The following is an 18,513-nucleotide window of genomic DNA, read 5'->3' as shown; positions in this document are numbered from 1 at the left end:
CACCGCGGTGGCGACCGGATGAAGACGCGGATCCCGTGGCTCGACTCCAAGCATTCGTTCTCCTTCGGCGAGCACTACGACCCCGACAACACCCATCACGGGCTGCTGCTGGTGAACAACGAGGACGTGGTGCTGCCCGGCGAGGGCTTCGACACCCATCCGCATCGGGATATGGAAATCGTCACCTGGGTGCTCGGCGGCAGCCTCGTGCATCAGGATTCGCTCGGCCACAACGGCGTCATCTATCCGGGCCTGGCCCAGCGGATGAGCGCGGGCACCGGCATCCAGCACTCGGAGAAGAACGATTCGTGGCGCCTCGACGGCAAGACCCACGACGAGCCGGTGCACTTCGTGCAGATGTGGGTGGTTCCGGATGAGCCGGGCGTCGACCCCGGCTACCAGCAGCTCGAGATCGACGACGAACTCGCGCGCGGCGATCTGGTGACGGTCGCGTCGGGCCTGCCCCGCTATCGCGACCGCACGGCCATCGCGATCAATTCCTCACATGCCGCCATGCACGTCGCCAGGATGACGGCCGACAGTCCCGGCGTCACCCTCCCCGATGCTCCCTACCTGCATGTCTTTGTCGCACGCGGTGAGGTCGACGTCGAGGGCCTCGGCACCCTGTCCCAGGGCGACGCGATTCGGCTGACCCGCTCCGGTGGTCAGTTGATCCGTCCGCACGGCGACGCCGAGGTGCTCGTCTGGGAGATGCACGCGCGCCTCGGCGGCGGGTAGCTCAGGCTGAACCCGGCTGCCGGGTCAAGGTCGCCGACTTGGCATTTGTCCTGGTAGCGGCGACGATCTGCGCGAATTCGGGTCGGAAGTCGCCGTCTGGCGCCTGCATCCAGGTGCGATATCCGCTGCGCTCGTCGGCCGGCGAGGGCAGCACCACCTCGCTACCGGGCAGGGCGACCGAGGCGCAGACCCGGAACAGCTCGGCGAACAGCACGGTGTCGAGGTAGGAGTTGTCTACCGGGCCGGTGAGGAAGGTCCAGCGACCGGAGCGTGGGTGGGCGATGATCGGCCCGCAGCGCAGGCCCCGCGTGACGAGCAGCCCGCGGACCCGTTCGCCCAGCGTCGACGGCATCACCACCGCGCCGACCGAGCCGATCTCGAGCACGATCCGCCCCAGCGCCGCGTCGACGACGCCGTAGAGGCCATGGTGCTTGCGGTATTGGCGACAGCGCGCCAAAGCGTCCTGGGTGGCCGAGTATTCCTCGGCCGCCGTATACCCGCCCTTGTCCTCATCGGTGTGCAACGTGCTCATCACGACCTCGTCTCTGTCGACGGTGGTTCGATGTAGCTGTGAGTTCGCTCGATCGGGGCGAAACTCGGTGGGTGGTGGAGCATTACGACCGGGTGGCGCGGGAAACTTTTTCATAACGGCAGGACGTGAGAGAAAAAGACCGTTCCGGACAGCCTATAGCCGCACAACCATGCTGACAATAGTCAGTAGCTGGCGTGTCGATCGGCGTACGATATTCGCCCATGGCTCCCGTTTCGCCGACCGTCGCGCGCTGGGAACTCGTCCTGCGGCTGCGCGAACTCCGCGAGCAGCGCGGATTCGATTCGGCCGGGTTCGCCCGTCGCGTCGGGTTCACGCCCGCGAACTGGTCGCATGTCGAGAAGGGCAGGCGGGTGCTCACCCGCACCACCATCGAGCCGGTCCTCGATGTTCTCGATGTGACACCCGACGAACGCCGCGAACTGCTCGCCCTGCTCGAGGCGAGTAAACAGCGTGGCTGGTGGACGACGGCCTCCTCGGCGCTGATCGGTCCCGAGTTGCAGCGGCTGTACGGGATGGAGGCGGGCGCGCAGAGTATCCGCAGCTACGACAGCATGATCGTGCCCGGTCTGCTGCAGACCGAGGCGTACGCGCGGGCGCTGATCAGTGCCGATGTGATGATCCGCCCGGTTCAGGTTGACCAATTAGTCTCGATACGACTACGCCGCCAGCAGCGGCTGCGCGGGCCCGATCCGCTGGAACTCACCGCGGTGCTCGGCGAGGCGACCTTGCGTCAGCAGACCGGCGGTGGCGAGGTGCTGCGCGGGCAGTTGCGGCACCTGGTCGCGCTGGTGCGCGAACTCGACACCGTCGACGTGCGCGTCATCCCGTTCAGCGCGCCCGAGGGGGCCGTGCTCGGCGGTTCCAGCTTCCATCTGCTCGACTTCGCAAGCGATCAGCTACCTACCTTCGCCTGGGCTGAGAGCGCGGTGTTCGGCGGCCATGTCGACGATGCCGAACAGGTCCGCGATCTCGGCTTCGCCTACGTACGCGCCCGCGAGCAATCCCTTTCCCGCACCGAATCTCTCGCCCTGATCAGGGAGTATGCAAGCGTGTAAGATTCTGGTTATGTCCACCACCGCTCGCCGCCGCCCGGCCGAACACGGCTGGTTCACCTCGTCACGCTCGAATAACGGCAACCAGTGTGTCGAGGTTCGTTTCGACGGAGACGCTGTCCAGATACGAGACAGCAAATTTCGCCGCAACCCGATGAACGCCGGCTTGGTCGAGCCCATCATCACTGTCGACGCCCCCCTGTGGACAGCCTTCCTCCACTGCCTGCTCACCGCCCGCCCCCACCCGGACCTGGTAGCCCACACCTCCTCCGACGGCTCGACCACGCTCCGCCACGAAGCCGTCCTGCTGCACTTCACCCCCGAAGAGTGGAATGCCTTCACCGCCGGCGTCCGAGACGACGAGTTCGCCTGCGCGTAAGACCACATCGCCGGCCATCGGTATTTCGGCATACTGGGGGGCGTGACTTCTGATCTGAGCGCTCCCTCCGGTATTGATCTGTCCTTCCGCGATCAGGATGTGCGGGTGCAGGACGATCTGTTCGCGCATGTCAACGGGCAGTGGTTGGCCGGGTACGAGATCCCGGCCGACCGGGCCGTCGACGGTGCTTTTCGCACGCTCTACGACCAGGCCGAGCTAGATGTGCAGGCGATCATCACCGATAGCGCGGCCGGTGCCGCCGACGATGCCGATGCCCGCAAGATCGGGGATCTGTTCTCGAGCTTCATGGCCACCGATGTGGTCGCGGCGGCCGGGTTCACGCCTGTCGCCGAGGAGCTGCGCGCGATTGCCGAGGTCGGCGATCCGAGCGCGTTCGCCGCGCTGCTCGGGCGCTTGCAGCGCACGGGGGTCCGTGGCGCGCTCGCCTACTACGTGGACACCGACGACAAGAACTCCACCCGCTACCTCGTGCACGCGACCCAGTCGGGCATCGGGCTGCCCGACGAGTCCTACTACCGCGCCGACGAGTTCGCGGACATCCGCGACGCGTACCTCGCGCACATCACCAAGACGTTCACCATCGCCGCCGCGGACGCGTCGCTGGCGGGCCTGCTGCCCGCCGACCCGGCCGACGCCGCCCGTCGCGTGTTCGAGCTGGAACGCACACTCGCCGCGGGTCATTGGGATGTCGTGCGGCGCCGCGACGCCGAGAAGAGCTACAACCTCACCACTTTCGCCGACCTGGTCGCCGAGAACCCGGAATTCGACTGGGCCGCTTGGGTAGACGGTATCGCCACCGGACTCGACCGTGACGGCAAGGACCTGTTCGCCGAGCTCGTCGTGCGCCAGCCCGGCTACCTGCGCGCCTTCGCCACCGCCTGGGCCGAGGTGCCGCAAGCGGATTGGCAAGCGTGGGCGGCGTGGCAGGTGCTGCACGCGCGCTCGGGGTTCCTCACCGACGAGATCGTCGAGGAGTACTTCGACTTCTACGGACGCACCCTCACCGGCGCCGAGGAGAACCGCGAACGCTGGAAGCGCGGAGTGTCGCTGGTGCAGGAACTGCTCGGCGAAGCAGTCGGCAAATTGTATGTGGCCCGGCACTTCCCGCCGCAGGCCAAGGCCTGCATGGTGGAGCTGGTAGCCAATCTCCAGGAGGCCTACCGCCGCAATATCGCCGACCTCGAGTGGATGGGCCCCGACACCCGCGCGGCCGCACTGACCAAGCTGGAGAAGTTCACCCCCAAGATCGGCTACCCCGACACCTGGCGCGACTACTCCGCGGTCGAGATCGACGCGAGCGACCTCGTCGGCAACTACCGCCGTGGCCATGCCGCCGAGCACGACCGCGACCTGGGCAAACTGGGTGGCGAAGTCGATCGCGGCGAATGGTTCATGACCCCGCAGACCGTGAACGCCTACTACAACCCCGGCATGAACGAGATCGTGTTCCCCGCGGCGATCCTGCAGCCGCCGTTCTTCGACATGAACGCCGACGACGCCGCCAACTACGGCGGGATCGGCGCGGTGATCGGCCACGAGATCGGGCACGGCTTCGACGACCAGGGCGCGAAATACGACGGCGACGGCAACATGCAGGACTGGTGGACCGACGAGGATCGCGCCGAGTTCGGCAAGCGCACCAAGGCCCTGATCGACCAGTACAACGTGCTCTCCCCCGCCGACCTGGACGACGAGCACACCGTGAACGGCGAATTCACCATCGGTGAGAACATCGGCGACCTCGGCGGACTGTCCATCGCTCTTGCCGCCTACAAGATTTCGCTCGAAGGCCATCAGCCTCCGGTGATCGACGGCCTCACCGGTCTGCAGCGCGTCTTCTACGGCTGGGCGCAGGTCTGGCGCACCAAGGCCCGCACCGAGGAGGCCATCCGCCGCCTCGCCGTCGACCCGCACTCCCCGCCGGAGTTCCGCTGCAACGCGGTGATCCGCAATATCGACAGCTTCTATGACGCTTTCGGTGTGACTCCGGACGACAAGCTCTACTTGAAGCCGGAGGAACGTGTGACCATCTGGTGACGCGGTCTCGACCCTGCCGGTCGCCGGTAGGGTCGACACCACTCCATCGCAGAGGGGCAATCTCATGCGTCACCAGCAGGTAGCCGACAACGTCTTCACCATCGCGGGTACGGACGTGAACATGGTCCTACTCCGCGAGGGCCGTGACCTCACGCTGATCGACGCGGGGTGGTACGGCGACGCCGGCCTGATCGAGGCCAGTGTCGAGGCCCTCGGTCATCGCGTCGAAGACATCGCCGCGGTTCTGCTGACCCATGCGCACCTGGATCACGTCGGCGCCCTCAACCACCTCCAAGCGAAGTACGGCATCCCCGCCTACACCAGCCGGCTCGAGGTGGCCCATGCCAAAGGTGAGGTCCATGAGTCCGCCACTCCGCTCGACGTCATCAAACGGCTCACCGACGTCTCCACCTGCGGCTGGGCGCTGCGGATCACTCGCGCGGGTGGCCTCCGCAAGAACCCGGTCCCCCATATCCAGCCCTTCCGCACCGCGGGCGAGCTGGATCTTCCCGGCCGCCCCACGCCGATCGCCACCCCGGGACACACCTCGGGTCATTCGGCCTTCCATCTCGCAGCGGCCGGTGCGGTAGTTACCGGCGACACCCTGGTTACCGCGCATCCCACCTCGAAATTCACAGGCCCCCAATTACTTCCCGACTTCTTCAACCACTCGACCCCGGAAACCCTCACCGCACTCGAGGCCCTCGAGCCGCTCGCCGCCGATCTGGTTCTCCCCGGCCACGGTGCCCCCTTCACCGAGGGCATCCGGCAAGCTGTCGACCGGGCGCGAACCCACGCGAGAACCGAACGGCGCGAATAACGAGTAGTCAGCTGATTGCTGTCGTCACTCTGGGCAAACGCGAGTAGTGACCATGTAAGTAGAGTTTGTGATAGCGAAAGTACAGTAAGAGCAGATGGATTGGCCGGCCCACCGCACGGAACAACATTCCTGGCAGGCGCGTGACGGACGAAGTCCGCGAGTCGGCCCCGTCCCCGAGCAGGCAGCGGTGTCGATCCCACCGCGCATCGCCGAACTCGACTTCGCCACCAGGCGAACAACATCGGCGAGCGAGGCCGCGGTGATCGCGGTGACACATCTCGAAGCCGGCCAGGGCCAGTATTCGGCACCGCTGCGCGAATTCCTGCTGCGCAGCGAGGCTGTCGCGTCGTCGCGGATCGAGCACATCGATGCGGGGTGGCGAGCATTCAGCAAATCCTTCGGCGGCGCGACGACCGGACCTGAGGCGGCGTCACAGGTCAGCGCGGTCCGGGCCCTCACCGGACTGGTCGACAGTGCGGCGACCGGCCGGATCACGGAGGCGAATCTGCTCAGCGCCCATCGCGTGCTGATCGCTCCGGAATGGGAGAAGGCGGGACGCTTCCGGACCGTCCAAACCTGGATCGGCGGAAGCGATTACACGCCGCTGCACGCCCTGTACGTACCGCCGCCACCGGAACTCGTGCCCGAATTGGTCGCCGACCTGCTGGCCTTCGTCGCGCGTGGTGATCTGCCGATCCTGGTCCAAGCCGCGATCGCGCACGCGCAGTTCGTGTCGATCCACCCGTTCGTCAGCGGCAACGGCCGGATCGGACGCGCCCTGGTGAGCGCCATTCTGCGCAGACGCGGGCTGACCGACAGAGTCACCGTTCCCCTGGCATCGGTCATGCTCGCCGACACCTCGCGCTATTTCGCCCAACTGGCCGCCTACCGCGCCGGCGCCGCCGACGAATTCGTCATCTATCTGGCGCTCGCCGCGGTGTACGCCAGCGAGGCGGCGATCGACTCGGCCCGCACGCTCGCCGCGCTCCCCCAGCGATGGCGAGACCGCGCCCGCCCTCGCGGCGGTTCCGCGGACGAAGCGCTCCTGGCGAACCTGGTCGGGCACCCGATTCTCACTGTCGCCGGCGCGAACGCCATCACGGCGACCACCGATTCGGCTACCTACCGTGCCCTCGAACGACTCGTCGACGCGGGGATCCTCGACGTCGTCTCCGACTCCAAACGAAACCGAATATGGGCCGCCACCGACATCCTCGCCGAACTCGACGCCCTCAACGCCGCGATCGGCCGACGCACCGCGGCGGGCCTGTCCTAGCGCAGGCCGCTCGGCCGCGTCGCGGTACCGCCTGACCGAATGCCCTGATCAGCGCAGACGCAGTTCGGTGCCGGCGTCGAAGAAGAAGACTTCCTCCGGCTTCGGCCGCAGGTGCAAGGTCTCGCCGAGCGTGGTCTGGAACCGGCGATCGACTCGGACCACGATCTTGCCCGAGCGGGTGGACCAGTCGGTGCCCGCGCCGTGGGTGTAGACGAAGGATTCGGCGCCGAGTTCCTCGAGTAGTTCGGCGACGACGGTGATCCCGGCGGGATCGGTGGTGACTTCCCAGGATTCGGGGCGGATGCCCAGAACGACGCGCGTACCGGAAACAGTGCGGGGCACCGGGATTCGCAGTCCGTCGAGCACCGCCTCGCCGTCGACGACGGGCGCTTCGAGCAGGTTCATGCCGGGCGAGCCGATGAACCCGGCGACGAAGGTGTTCAGCGGATTGTCGTACAGCTCACGCGGAGACGCGATCTGCTGCAACCTTCCGTCGCGCAGCACCGCGACACGGTGCCCCATCGTCATCGCCTCCACCTGGTCGTGGGTGACGTAGACAGTGGTCGTGCCGAGTCGCTGCTGCAACGCGGCGATCTGGGATCGGGTGCTCACCCGCAACTTCGCGTCCAGGTTGGACAGCGGCTCGTCCATGCAGAACACCTGGGGGCGGCGCACGATGGCCCGGCCCATGGCCACGCGCTGACGCTGGCCGCCGGAGAGCTTGGCCGGTTTGCGGTCGAGCAGCGGCTCGAGTTCGAGCATCGCCGCGGCTTCCTTCACCCGAACCAAGGTGTCGGACTTCGACATTCCCGCGTTGCGCAGCGCGAAGCCCATGTTCTCCGCGACGGTCATGTTCGGGTAGAGCGCGTAGCTCTGGAACACCATCGCCACGTCGCGGGCGCGCGGCGGCAGGTCGGTGACATCGCGCTCACCGATCCGAATCGTGCCCGCCTCGACGGATTCGAGTCCGGCCAGCATTCGCAGACTGGTCGACTTGCCGCAGCCGGATGGGCCGACCAGCACGAGGAATTCACCATCGGCGATGTCGATGTCGAGTGCGTCGACGGCGGGGGCGTCGGCGCCGGGATAGCGATGGGTCACACCGTCGAACTGCACTGTCGCCATGGCGAATTCTCCTAGCGGGGAAAGCGAAACGGGCCGGTGGTCACAACGAACCACCGGCCCGTGGGGGAACTACTTGGGCAGCTTGGGCGTGATCTGCCGGTCGATGATCGCCTGCACGTCGGCGGCCACCTTCGCGAGAACCGTGGCCGGATCGGCATTCTGGAGACCGATCTGCTCGTAGCCGGTACCGATGATCTGATCGGCGCCGGGCACGAACACGCGCGCGTAGTCCTGCGACTTCGCTACCGAGAGCTGGTCGATGGCGACCTTGGAGTTGGGGTTCTTCGCCAGGAAGTCGATCTCGCTGGGGTCGGTCACGGCCGACTTGCGCACCGGCATATAGCCCGTGTTCTGCGTGAAGTACGCCGTGTTGGCCGCATTGGTGATGAACTCGATGAACTTGAGCGCGTTGACCTTTCGCGTATCCGAGATCCGCGACGGAATCGCCAGACCGGCGCCGCCGGTGGTGACGCCGGGACCGTTCGGGTGCGGCAGGAACGCGGTGCCGACCTCGAACTTGCCGTCGGCGTTCTTCTTGATGCCCTTGAGGTCGCCGGTGGAGGCGATGGTCGAGGCCGCGACGCCGGTGCCGAAGTCGACCGCGATCTGCGGGCGGATCGCGGCGTACTTCTTGACGTTGATCGAGTCGCGCAGGTACGTGGCCGCGGCGATCGAACCCGGATCGGTGAACTTCAGCTTCCACTGATCGGAGTAGGCGCCGCCGAAGGTCCAGTTCGGGCCCTGGAAGGTCCAGCCCAGGTAGTTCTTCGCGTCACCCCAGGCGTGCGCGAACTTGTCGGCGCCGACGAGCGACTGCAGCTTCGGGCCCCACTCGTCGAATTCCTGCCAGGAGTTCGGGCCGCGGTCGGGCAGTCCGGCCTTCGCCCAGACGTCCTTGTTGTAGTAGAACAGCGGCGTCGAGCGGGCGTAGGGCAGCGCGTAGTGCTTGCCGTCGAACAGGTAGTCGGCGGCGAGGGAGTCGACGTAGTCGCTCAGCTGCACACCCTCGGCGCCGAAGTGTCCGTCGAGCGGTTCGATGGCCTTGCTCAGCGCGTAGTTGAACCACCAGACATCCGACAGCACCACAACATCGGGCAGGTCACCACCGGTGAGCGCGGCGTTGAACTTCTGCGCCACCTCCTCGTAGTTCTTGCCCGCGTCGACCAGGTTCACCTTCAGGTCGGGGTTCTTCGCCTGGAACCGGTTGATCAGCTCCAGCTCCAACTCCTTGGAGGTGCCGGGGTGGTTGGACCAGAAGGTGATGGTGTTGGCGTCACCGGAATCACCGGATCCGCCGCCGGTGCCCGCGCACGCGGACAGCGCCGCGGCAGCGGCGACGCCGCCGGTCAGGCCGAGGAAGCCACGGCGGCTCAACGCCGGGAATCGTGAGTTGGACACTGGCGAACTCCTGTTCGAGATCTATCCCTTGACCGCACCGGAGGTGAGGCCCTTGATCATGTGACGTTGCAGGGCAAGGAAGACGATGAGGATCGGCAACATGGTGAGCACGGTGCCCGCCATCACCGGCCCCCAGTTGGTGACGCTGGGGTTCTCGGTGTTCTGCAGCAGGGTCAGCCCCACCGGCAGCGTCGCGACATCGGCGGAATCGGCCATCAGGAACGGCCAGAGGTACTCGTTCCATTCGTTGACCAGCGTCACCACCGCGAACGCCACCATCGTCGGTCCCGACATGGGCAGCACCACGCGAGTGAGCAGCCGCCACCAGTTCGCCCCGTCCATCCGCGCCGCCTCGATCACCTCGGCGGGCAGCGACAGGAAGTGGTTGCGCATCAGGAAGGTGCCGAAGGCGACCCCGCAGAGCGGAATGATGATGCCCTGGAAGGTATTTCGCCAGCCGAGCTGCGCGATGAACGCGTAGTTGGAGATGACGGTGATCTGGTTGGGCACCATCAGCGCCGCGATGATCACCAGGAACACGATGTTCTTGCCGGGGAAGCGCAGGAACACCAGGCCGTACGCGCTGAACACCCCGAGCGCGAACTTCACCACCGACACCACGCCGGTGACGATCAGCGAGTTGCGCAGGAAAGTCCAGAACGGCACCGTGGTGGTGGCGTGGCTGTAGTTCTCCGGGTGCCAGCTGTGCGGCCAGTAGACCGCGGGCTGGGTGTAGATGTCGGAGCGGTCCTTGAGCGAGGTGATCAGGATCCAGAACAGCGGGACTCCGACGATGATCAGCACACACACCATCGCCGCGTAGCCGAGTCCGGTGACGGCACGTTCGCGCCGCCTGTACGAGAGTGTCTGCGGGCCTACATGTTTCATCGTTCGCCTCGGTCCATCACGCGCACCTGGATCAACGTGACCACCAGCAGCACCACGAACATGATCGTGGCCACGGTGGCGCCGTAGCCGGCCCGGAAATTGCGGAACGACTCCTCGTACACCTGGAACACCATCGTCGTCGTGCCGTTGCCGAGCGGTCCGCCGCGCGTCATCACATTGATGATGTCGAAGACTTGCAGCGAGTTCAGCAACACGGTGATCGACAGAAAGAAGGTTGTCGGACGCAGTTGTGGCAGAAGAACTTTCGTGAATCGAGTCCAGCTGCTCGCGCCATCCATTTCGGCTGCTTCGAGCAATTCGGCGCGCACGCCTTGCAGCGCGGCCAGATAGATCACGAAGGCATAGCCGAGGTTCTTCCAGATGTAGGTGAGCGTCACCATGAACAGGGCCCAATTCGGATCCTGATAGAAATCCGGCACATTGTCGACGCCGAGCCGGTGCAGGACGTCTTGTACCAGACCGAAACTCGGATCGAAGATGAATTGAAAAGCCACGCCGATCGCCGCGCCCGAAATCACGAACGGGGCGAAAATTGCCGAGCGGACTACATTGCGCCCGAACAGTTTTCGATCGAGCAGCATGGCGAGCGCGAGACCGAGCGCCATACTCACCACCACCGCCGCCACGGTGAAGATCAGCGTATTGCTGACGACCTTCCATGAGTCGTCGCGCTGCCACCACTCGATGTAGTTGTCGAACCCGACCGAATTCGCCACCGGGTCAGCGATATTCCAGTCGGTGAACGATAGCCGGATGTTATCGGCAAGCGGTCGGTAAACGAACAGGGTGAGCAGCGCCAGGTTCGGCACCACGAGTACCGCGAACAGCGCGTAGTCCTGCCACGGACGGCTTCTCCCGGGGAGTACCCGCTCTGGACTCTTTCGCACCGCGGCAGCTTTACGGTGCACGGCGAACCATTGGTTAACCCTGCCCGCCGATTTCCTGAACATCGGGCACACAGTGCCGATTACAGCAAAAACCCGAACAACACGACCTCGATTGATCGTATTGTTCGGGTTTTGTTCAGCGCAGTGCGCTCAGTACATCAGTTCCAGTCGCCGAGACCGTCGCCCGCACTGAGGGTTCCGCCCTGGGTGCCGGTGATGACCACGGCGTCACCGCGGTGCGAGTTCTCCAGGAACCACTTCGCGTCCTCGGTGCTCACGTTGAGGCAGCCGTGGCTGGCGTTGGAATAGCCCTGCTGCGCAACCGACCACGGTGCGGCGTGCACGAAGATGCCGCTGTTGGAGATGCGGGTCGCGTATTCGACCTCGAGCTTGTAGCCCTCGGGATCGGTGACCGGCACGCCGTAGGTGGACGAGTCCATGGTCATCTTCTCGAGCCGCTCACCCACGATGTAGGTGCCGTTGGGGGTCTCGTGGCCGGTCTTGCCGAGCGAGGTCGGCATCTCGCGCACGACTTCACCGTTGATCGTCACGACGATCATCTTGGTGGCGTCGTCGACGGTGGCGACGAACGCGTCACCGATGTGGAACGCGCTGGAGGTGCCACCCGCGACCACGGTCACGTTGGTGTTGGCCGGCCAGAACTCGGTGGGCTTCCAGCGGACCTGCTTGCTCGAGGTCCAGTAGAAGTAGCCGGGCGCGTTGGTGCTCGAGGTGACCTTGATGGCCCGCTCGGCGGCCGCGCGGTCCTCGACCGGCTCCTGGAAGGTGATGATGATCGGCTGCGCGACGCCGACGGTCTCGCCGTCGGCGATGTTGATGTTCGGCGGCGCGAAGGGCGCCTGCTGCGCGGGCTCGTTCACCGCGGGCTGGCTCGAACCGGCGCCGAAGCCCGGCAGAGTCGGCTGAGCCTGCGCGGGCACGGCGATCAACGCGCCGGTCGCTGCGATCGCCGCCGACAGCAGCAGACCCCGGCGGAGCCAGTGCGATTGCCGCATATTTGCCTCGTAGTGCATAGGTTTCTCGTCCATTCCATCTCTCGTTCCGCATGCGGCGGCGCGAGATCTACTCAGTGACGCTCGTTCTCATGTGCCGTAGAGGCCGCAACGGGTCTCTACGGGGTAACGACTTCCCCGACCCTGACCCTCCATTACTACCCGCACCAGGTGACACGGTGCCAGCCGCGCCGAGCGGTGATAACAGGCGCGCAACTATGTGCCGTGGGTCACATAACATGCTGTTATTCATCGGCTTCCGTCAAACGCCGCGCTCACAGCGGCGAGTCGGCGGCGGTGCGTGCGAACAGCGGGGAAACACACCGGTGTGACTCTCAAACGTCACGTGAGGCAGATCACCCGGTGCGTGTGAAGTGGATCGCCCGATCCGGTGCGGTCGCGAGATTGCGGGGCACGGTGCGCGGTCGTCCACCGAGCGCCAGCGCGGGATCCAGGGTCAACCGGACCTCGGTCAGCAGCGTTGCCAGCACGATCCGCAGCTCGTAGTCGGCCAGTGTCGCGCCGATACAGCGCCGGTGACCACCGCCGAACGGCGCGAACTCGAACGGCGTGACGGTGCGGTCGAGGAACCGGTCGGGGTGGAACAGGTGCGGTGCGGGCCAGGTGGACGGTTGGCTGTGCAGGACGCCGACGGCGAGGCCGATGGTGGCGCCCGCCGCCACGTCGACCCCGAGCCAGCGCAGCGGCTCCTTCACCGTGCGCAGCACGATCGGCACCGGTGGATGCAGGCGCAGGGCTTCCTGGCAGACGGCGTCGAGCAGCGGTAGCCGGGCCTGCTCGGCCGGGTCGCCGCCCGCGGCGGGTAGCTCGGTGAGCAGTCGGGCGAGCAGGCCGGGTTCACGGTGCAGGTGGTAGAGCGCCCAGGTGAGAGTGGTCGCGGTGGTTTCGTGGCCCGCGACGAGCAGGGTGCGTAGCTGCTCGCACAGTTCGGCGTCGGTGAGGGTGGTGCCGTCGTCGTAGCGGGTGGCGAGGAGAAGATCGAGCAGGTCACCGTCGGCGGGGCCGGTGCGGCGCCGGCGGGTGATGTCGGCCAGGATCAGCTCGTCGAGCCGCTCCCGAGCCGCGGTGAACCGCTCCCACGGACCGAAACCGCCGATGTCACGGCGCAATACGGGTGCCACCAGAAGCGGGGTGGTGAAGGCGGTGAGGAAATCGGTGACCACGCCGCCGTATTCGGCCGCGCGATCGGAATCGGCGCCGAACACCGCGGCGAGGATGACACGCAAGGTGATGGCGCGCGCGGCCGCGAGCGCATCGATTCGCGTGCCGAGTTGCCAGGGACCTCGCGCGCCATGATGGATCTCGTTCAGTGTCGCCTCGCGAATCACCTTGCCCAGCAGTCGCACCCGCGCGCCGTGCAGTGCGGGCGCCAGCAGCGCGCGATCGGTGCGATGGCGCGTCCCCGAACTCAGAATCAGCGACGCTGCCCCGACCATCGGCTCGATCGGATTGGGCCGCGGCGGCTCCAGCAGCGCCACCGGCGCCCGGAACAACGCGCGTGCGCCCTCGGCAGTTCCGGTGAACAGCACCGGCGGAAACCCGGGGAACCCGACTGCGAACGGATCACTGCGCGCGGCGCGTCGTCGCAGGTAGCCCTCGAAATCCCGCCCCGCGGCCACGCCGTGCAGCAGGGACAACTGCGGCGCGGTGGGCGCGGGGCTCGGCGAACTCATACCTGGTACTACGTGGCATCTCTTCGAGAGGTTCGATCGCCCCGCACCGTCCCCTGCGCCATCGCCGCCAGCTTGGCCAATCGCGCGTCACCGAGCGCCGTCACGGCCCCGCCCAGCCGATTGGTGACGAACGCGATCGACATCCCCAGATCGGGATCGGCATAGGCACCGGAACCGCCGACACCGTAGTGGCCGAAGGCATGTCGTGGTTGCTGCTTGGTCATCAGTACCGGCCGGTGGTAGCCGAGGGTGAACCGCAGTGGCAGTCCGAGGACATAGTCGCGGCTGCTGGTCTGCTGGGTGCGGTTGATCGTCTCGATCGTCTCCGGGCGCAGGAACCGCACGTCGCCCACCTGCCCACCGTTGGCGAGGGCCCCGTACATCCTGGCCAGCGCCCGCGCCGAGAACACCCCGTTCCAGCCGGGCATCACCGCGTCGTGCACCCGTGGATCGCGGACCAGTTCGTCGAAGCTCTCCGGCATACCCGCCTCGGCCAGACCACGCGCGGGTCGCACCCACGACAGCACCGACGACGCGGTGTTCCAGCGGATCCCCGGTGGCGCCAGATGCGGAAAGATCTTCGCGATCCGATGCCGTTCGCCCGGCGGCACCTGAAACCAGAACTCGTCGATTCCCAAGGGCTGGGCCACTTCTCGGCGCAATACCGCCGTGAACGGATCGCCGGTGACCCGCTGCACGATCTCGGCGACCAACCAGCCGAAGGTGATCGCGTGATAGCCCGAGGTGCGGATGCGGCGCGGGTCGGCGGGGCTCTCGGCGAGGGCGGCCACCACCGCGTCGTAGTCGAGAATGCCCTCGCGACCCGGCACCAGCCCGCGTACGCGGTGCAGGCCCGCGCGATGGGACAGCACATCGCGCACGGTGATGTCGTCCTTGCCGTGCGACCCGAACTCCGGCCAGTAGGTGGCCACCGGCTCCTCGTAATCGATGAGCCCGCGCTCGGCCAGCCGATGCAGCACGGTGGCGGCGACACCCTTGCCGGTGGAGAAGGTGAGCGCGATGTTCTCGCCGGTCCAGCGCTGATCCTTGGCCGCCCAGCCCGCCCAGATATCGACGACCGGGCGTCCGTCCAGGTAGATGGCCAGCGCCCCGCCGCCACGACTGGGCTGGGTGAACATCCCGAAGAAATGATCCGCGAGCCGGATGAAGCGCGGATCGACCACCATTTGCCGTGGCGCCGCGAAGTCGTCGACCGGTGCTGACACGATGGATACCTCCTGATACACGCGATCGGGGGCCCCGCGCCGCACACGGCGACCGGAATCCCAAGGGTATCGCAGGGACAGACCCGCCGGTTGGAGTCGACGGGGGTGGCTCCGGTGGTGTATTCACAATGGGTGTTTGCAGATTTGCCAATCGGCCGGCTCGTCGGCGCGATCGCCATCACCGTGACCGCGTTCGTCTCGACCGGTTGCGGAGGCACCATCGACGGCCACGCTCAGCCGGCGATCGATGTCGTCCCCGCGACCAGCACCGCGACGCCGACCACCAAGCCGGGCAAGTCGACCACCGGCAAACCCACCGCCAGCAAGCCCGCGCCGACATCGAGCAAGGGCGGCAAGACCGACTTCCAGGCCAACGTCGGCGACTGCGTCGCGCTCGGCGGCACGGTCAACGACGCGACCATCGAGAAGGCCGCGTGCGGTAGCCGTTCGTCGAACTACAAGGTCATCGGCAAGGCCAAGACCAGCAACGGCTGCGTCGGCGACCGCGACAACTTCTACGCCGAGACGCTCAACGGCATCGAGACCGGCGCGCTGTGCCTCGACATCGACTGGGTCGTCGGCGGCTGCATCGACGTGGGCGGCGACGAACCCAAGCGCATCGAGTGCGGCGAGGGCGGGACCGAACCGGTCAAGGTCATCACGATCAACAAGAACTCCGACAGCGTCGACGACTGCCCCGATGCCGCCGATTCCGGCTTCAAGTACGCCGAGCGCCACGTCGTCGTCTGCGTGGAGAGCCTGTAGTCCCGACGGAAGACGTGGGTGGCGGCTAGTTTGGAGTAGTGCCACAGACGGTTCGGCTGAACTCGGCCACGGGCCGGTGGATTCTGCTCGCCACCATCCTCGGCTCGTCGATGGCGTCGCTGGACGCCACCGTCGTCTCCGTCGCGCTGCCGCGGATCGGCGAATCGCTGCACACCGATGTCGCCGGGTTGCAGTGGACCGTGAACGGTTACACGCTCACCCTGGCCTCCTTCATCCTGCTCGGCGGTTCGCTCGGCGACCGGCTCGGCCGCCGGCGCGTCTTCGTCTGGGGCATCGTCGGATTCGCGATCACCTCGCTGCTGTGCGCGGCCGCGGTGAACATCGAGATGCTCGTGGCCGCGCGCTTGCTCCAGGGCGTGGCGGGCGCGTTGCTCACGCCGGGGAGCCTCGCGCTGATCTCGGCGTCGATCGACAAAGGCGATCAGGGCAGTGCGATCGGACTGTGGTCCGGTCTCGGCGGGGTGGCCGGTGCGTTCGGGCCACTGCTCGGTGGCGGCTTGATCGATCTGGTCGGCTGGCGGGCGATCTTCCTGCTCAATGTGCCGCTCGCGCTGGTGGTCGCCGTCGTCACGCTCAAATATGTCCCGGAGAGCCGTGATCCGGAGGCGCCCGCGCGGATCGACATACCGGGCGCGGTGATCGTCGCGCTCGCGCTCGGTGCGCTCACGCTGGGACTGATCGATTCCCGGGTGGTGCTGGTGGCGGTCGGGCTGGCCGCGCTGGCGTGTTTCGTACTGGTGGAACTGCGCAGCCCGAATCCGCTGGTACCGCCGTCGCTGTTCCGGTCGCGGGTGTTCACGGTGGCGAACCTGGTGACGTTGTTCGTGTACGCCGCGCTCGGCGGCGTCTTCTTCCTGCTGGTGCTGCAATTGCAGCTGGTGGCCGGGTACTCGCCGATGGCGTCGGGCGCCGCCGGACTGCCCGTCACCCTGCTGATGCTGGTGCTCTCGGCGCCCGCGGGCCGATGGGCGCAACAGCACGGGCCGCGGATTCCGATGACGTTCGGTCCGCTGCTGGCCGCGGGCGGGGTGTTCGCGTTGCAGCGGATCGGACCGGGCGCGGACTATCTCACCGATGTGCTGCCCGGCGTGTTCGTCTTCGGGCTCGGACTGTCGGTGCTGGTAGCGCCATTGACCGGCGCGGTGCTCGCCGCGGTGCGCGAGGGCGAGGCCGGCATCGCCTCCGGGGTGAACAACGCCGTGGCGCGAACGGCACAGCTACTCGCCGTGGCGGCGTTGCCAGGGCTGGCCGGGTTGTCCGGCGCGTTCGGCGACCCGGTCGCCTTCGCCGCCGGCTTCGACACCGCGATGCGCTGGTGCGCGGTGCTGCTGCTGCTCGGCGGGGGTGTCGCGGCGGTCCTGCTCCGCGTGCCGCGTCAGCCTCCGCAGCCCGAACGCGTCGACTGCCTGCCGCACTGCGCCGGCGCCGACGGACCCGCGCTCGCACCGAAATCGCTTGCCACATAGCAAGAGCGGGCCGCGTGGACAACCACGCGACCCGCTCGACATCCGGGGAGTACGGGCGAGGGACTAGATCGGGTGATACCCCGAACCCACGCCGCCGCGGGCGTTGATGTCGGCCATGATCGAGTTCATGTTCGTCCCGACCTCCGGCCCGAAGCAGGCCAGCGCCAGATAGGCGTTGACCATGCCCACCAGTGTCGAGCCGACGACGACCGGCGCGCCGGAATCGCCCTCGACCACGCACATCTGCGACCAGGTCTCGGTATTGGTCGCGAACACGTCGCCCCAGGTGATGCCGCAGGTATTGCCGGTGGTCCGGCCTTCCTTACAGACGATCGTCGGGAACTGCGCCGGTCCGCCGACGCCGGTGATGGTGACGTTGCCGATCCGGTTGACCGGGATGATCCGGCCCGGCGTGAACTCGATGACCGCGTAGTCGAGTTCGGAGTTGCTGTACACGAAACGGCCGATCTCGCCGTAGCCTCGATCCACCTCGGCGCTGACCGGCGCGCCCGCGTCGCCGCAGTGGCCCGCGGTCAGTCCGACCAGCCTGCCCGCGCCGTCGTGTCCCACCGTGGTGACGGTGCACTCGAACGCGTTGTCGATCACGATGCCGGAGCCGCCGCCGATCACCGGGGGGCCTGCTTGCGCGTTGGCCGCACCGGTGCTCAGCAGAGCTGCACCGAGGGCGAGGGCGAAGGCGGTGTTGGCCACCTTGGCGAGTTTGCTGAACATGTCCCTCCAGATGTCGGAAGTTCGCACAGTATCAATACGGTCTGTCTATCGTGCCTGTATTCGGTCCCGGGCGCGCCTCCGGACCGGTGCGTTTGCCGCCGTGTCGTGCTGGTCTTCCCGAGTTGGTTGTCATAGCGATTCCCTATTGCAATCGCGGCGCGGCGCGTCGTTCGTGTTTCTCGCGTGATGTGTTCGGATAATTCGACGAGGACTTCGTTATGAATGACAAAATTCCGCAATATTCCTTTACCGCGACCGCTGGTACTGGGAAACCATGCTGGAAAAGGACTTCGCGGGTAATCCCTGGAATCCCGGAATTACGGGCGGTAGGGTCCGGCATGGCCGGTCTCATAGCCGTTTCGGACAGTGACCTCTATCTATGACAGCGCTCACATGTCGGT

At 66.6% G+C, this 18,513-nt stretch carries 17 protein-coding genes; 8 read left to right on the top strand and 9 right to left on the bottom strand.

Annotated features, from left to right (window positions below; genetic code table 11):
- Window positions 1-18: 18 nt before the first annotated feature.
- On the top strand, window positions 19-738 hold the full coding sequence (locus tag ACWDXS_RS17295) for a pirin family protein (RefSeq protein WP_378989548.1): 720 nt from the start codon (window positions 19-21) through the stop codon (window positions 736-738).
- 1 nt (window position 739) lies between these two features.
- Here the strand turns inward: ACWDXS_RS17295 and ACWDXS_RS17290 are convergent, their stop codons facing one another.
- Complete coding sequence (locus tag ACWDXS_RS17290; protein WP_378989354.1) at window positions 740-1,270, bottom strand: hypothetical protein; 531 nt, start codon at window positions 1,268-1,270, stop codon at window positions 740-742.
- A gap of 221 nt (window positions 1,271-1,491) precedes the next feature.
- Between ACWDXS_RS17290 and ACWDXS_RS17285 the strand changes: the two genes are divergently transcribed.
- The 5 genes from ACWDXS_RS17285 (at window position 1,492) to ACWDXS_RS17265 (ending at window position 6,876) form a co-directional block, all read left to right on the top strand.
- A complete protein-coding gene (locus tag ACWDXS_RS17285) occupies window positions 1,492-2,346 on the top strand; it encodes a helix-turn-helix domain-containing protein (protein WP_378989353.1) in 855 nt (284 codons plus the stop codon).
- 10 nt (window positions 2,347-2,356) lie between these two features.
- Window positions 2,357-2,722, top strand: a complete 366-nt coding sequence (locus ACWDXS_RS17280; protein ID WP_449966709.1) for a DUF397 domain-containing protein — start codon at window positions 2,357-2,359, stop codon at window positions 2,720-2,722.
- 42 nt (window positions 2,723-2,764) lie between these two features.
- On the top strand, window positions 2,765-4,780 hold the full coding sequence (locus ACWDXS_RS17275; protein WP_449966706.1) for a M13 family metallopeptidase: 2,016 nt from the start codon (window positions 2,765-2,767) through the stop codon (window positions 4,778-4,780).
- A gap of 64 nt (window positions 4,781-4,844) precedes the next feature.
- Entirely contained in the window at window positions 4,845-5,600 is a 756-nt protein-coding gene (locus ACWDXS_RS17270) for an MBL fold metallo-hydrolase (protein ID WP_387446043.1), read from the top strand.
- A 94-nt stretch (window positions 5,601-5,694) separates the two neighbouring features.
- A complete protein-coding gene (locus tag ACWDXS_RS17265; protein WP_387446044.1) occupies window positions 5,695-6,876 on the top strand; it encodes a Fic family protein in 1,182 nt (393 codons plus the stop codon).
- A gap of 48 nt (window positions 6,877-6,924) precedes the next feature.
- On the opposite strand, the gene ACWDXS_RS17260 is transcribed toward ACWDXS_RS17265, so the two are convergent.
- The 7 genes from ACWDXS_RS17260 to ACWDXS_RS17230 all read right to left on the bottom strand — a co-directional run bounded on the left by ACWDXS_RS17260 (window position 6,925) and on the right by ACWDXS_RS17230 (window position 15,089).
- A complete protein-coding gene (locus tag ACWDXS_RS17260) occupies window positions 6,925-8,001 on the bottom strand; it encodes an ABC transporter ATP-binding protein (protein ID WP_378989348.1) in 1,077 nt (358 codons plus the stop codon).
- Window positions 8,002-8,070: 69 nt separating this feature from the next.
- Window positions 8,071-9,399: an ABC transporter substrate-binding protein gene (locus ACWDXS_RS17255; protein ID WP_449966701.1), complete on the bottom strand. Its 1,329-nt coding sequence runs from the start codon at window positions 9,397-9,399 to the stop codon at window positions 8,071-8,073.
- A gap of 21 nt (window positions 9,400-9,420) precedes the next feature.
- Window positions 9,421-10,287, bottom strand: coding sequence for a carbohydrate ABC transporter permease (locus ACWDXS_RS17250; RefSeq protein WP_449966698.1), 867 nt, complete (start codon window positions 10,285-10,287; stop codon window positions 9,421-9,423).
- Window positions 10,284-11,195, bottom strand: coding sequence for a carbohydrate ABC transporter permease (locus tag ACWDXS_RS17245; protein ID WP_378989547.1), 912 nt, complete (start codon window positions 11,193-11,195; stop codon window positions 10,284-10,286). Before ACWDXS_RS17245 ends, ACWDXS_RS17250 begins: the two co-directional genes overlap by 4 nt.
- 158 nt (window positions 11,196-11,353) lie before the next feature.
- Window positions 11,354-12,244 (bottom strand): L,D-transpeptidase, encoded by an 891-nt coding sequence (locus tag ACWDXS_RS17240; protein ID WP_378989345.1) that lies wholly within the window; start codon window positions 12,242-12,244, stop codon window positions 11,354-11,356.
- A gap of 320 nt (window positions 12,245-12,564) precedes the next feature.
- Window positions 12,565-13,902: a cytochrome P450 gene (locus ACWDXS_RS17235; protein WP_449966693.1), complete on the bottom strand. Its 1,338-nt coding sequence runs from the start codon at window positions 13,900-13,902 to the stop codon at window positions 12,565-12,567.
- A gap of 8 nt (window positions 13,903-13,910) precedes the next feature.
- Window positions 13,911-15,089, bottom strand: a complete 1,179-nt coding sequence (locus tag ACWDXS_RS17230) for a serine hydrolase domain-containing protein (protein ID WP_378989545.1) — start codon at window positions 15,087-15,089, stop codon at window positions 13,911-13,913.
- A gap of 171 nt (window positions 15,090-15,260) precedes the next feature.
- Between ACWDXS_RS17230 and lppU the strand changes: the two genes are divergently transcribed.
- Entirely contained in the window at window positions 15,261-15,893 is a 633-nt protein-coding gene (gene lppU, locus ACWDXS_RS17225) for an LppU family putative lipoprotein (protein WP_378989343.1), read from the top strand.
- 38 nt (window positions 15,894-15,931) lie between these two features.
- Window positions 15,932-17,380, top strand: coding sequence for an MFS transporter (locus ACWDXS_RS17220; protein ID WP_387446048.1), 1,449 nt, complete (start codon window positions 15,932-15,934; stop codon window positions 17,378-17,380).
- 63 nt (window positions 17,381-17,443) lie between these two features.
- Here the strand turns inward: ACWDXS_RS17220 and ACWDXS_RS17215 are convergent, their stop codons facing one another.
- Entirely contained in the window at window positions 17,444-18,112 is a 669-nt protein-coding gene (locus ACWDXS_RS17215) for a S1 family peptidase (protein ID WP_378989341.1), read from the bottom strand.
- Window positions 18,113-18,513: the final 401 nt, after the last annotated feature.

The organism is Nocardia sp. NPDC003183 (assembly GCF_053590715.1).
The sequence above is the reverse complement of the archived record's forward strand: the minus strand, read 5'-3'. Positions and strand labels throughout refer to the sequence as shown.

Excerpts from the sequence above, each read along its gene's own strand:
- ACWDXS_RS17240 (WP_378989345.1), bottom strand. The coding sequence starts at position 12,244 with ATGGACGAGAAACCTATGCACTACGAGGCAAATATGCGGCAATCGCAC.
- ACWDXS_RS17270 (WP_387446043.1), top strand. The coding sequence starts at position 4,845 with ATGCGTCACCAGCAGGTAGCCGACAACGTCTTCACCATCGCGGGTACG.
- ACWDXS_RS17235 (WP_449966693.1), bottom strand. The coding sequence starts at position 13,902 with ATGAGTTCGCCGAGCCCCGCGCCCACCGCGCCGCAGTTGTCCCTGCTG.
- ACWDXS_RS17250 (WP_449966698.1), bottom strand. The coding sequence starts at position 10,287 with ATGAAACATGTAGGCCCGCAGACACTCTCGTACAGGCGGCGCGAACGT.
- ACWDXS_RS17280 (WP_449966709.1), top strand. The coding sequence starts at position 2,357 with ATGTCCACCACCGCTCGCCGCCGCCCGGCCGAACACGGCTGGTTCACC.
- ACWDXS_RS17295 (WP_378989548.1), top strand. The coding sequence starts at position 19 with ATGAAGACGCGGATCCCGTGGCTCGACTCCAAGCATTCGTTCTCCTTC.
- ACWDXS_RS17260 (WP_378989348.1), bottom strand. The coding sequence starts at position 8,001 with ATGGCGACAGTGCAGTTCGACGGTGTGACCCATCGCTATCCCGGCGCC.
- ACWDXS_RS17285 (WP_378989353.1), top strand. The coding sequence starts at position 1,492 with ATGGCTCCCGTTTCGCCGACCGTCGCGCGCTGGGAACTCGTCCTGCGG.
- ACWDXS_RS17290 (WP_378989354.1), bottom strand. The coding sequence starts at position 1,270 with ATGAGCACGTTGCACACCGATGAGGACAAGGGCGGGTATACGGCGGCC.
- ACWDXS_RS17215 (WP_378989341.1), bottom strand. The coding sequence starts at position 18,112 with ATGTTCAGCAAACTCGCCAAGGTGGCCAACACCGCCTTCGCCCTCGCC.
- ACWDXS_RS17230 (WP_378989545.1), bottom strand. The coding sequence starts at position 15,089 with ATGGTGGTCGATCCGCGCTTCATCCGGCTCGCGGATCATTTCTTCGGG.
- ACWDXS_RS17265 (WP_387446044.1), top strand. The coding sequence starts at position 5,695 with ATGGATTGGCCGGCCCACCGCACGGAACAACATTCCTGGCAGGCGCGT.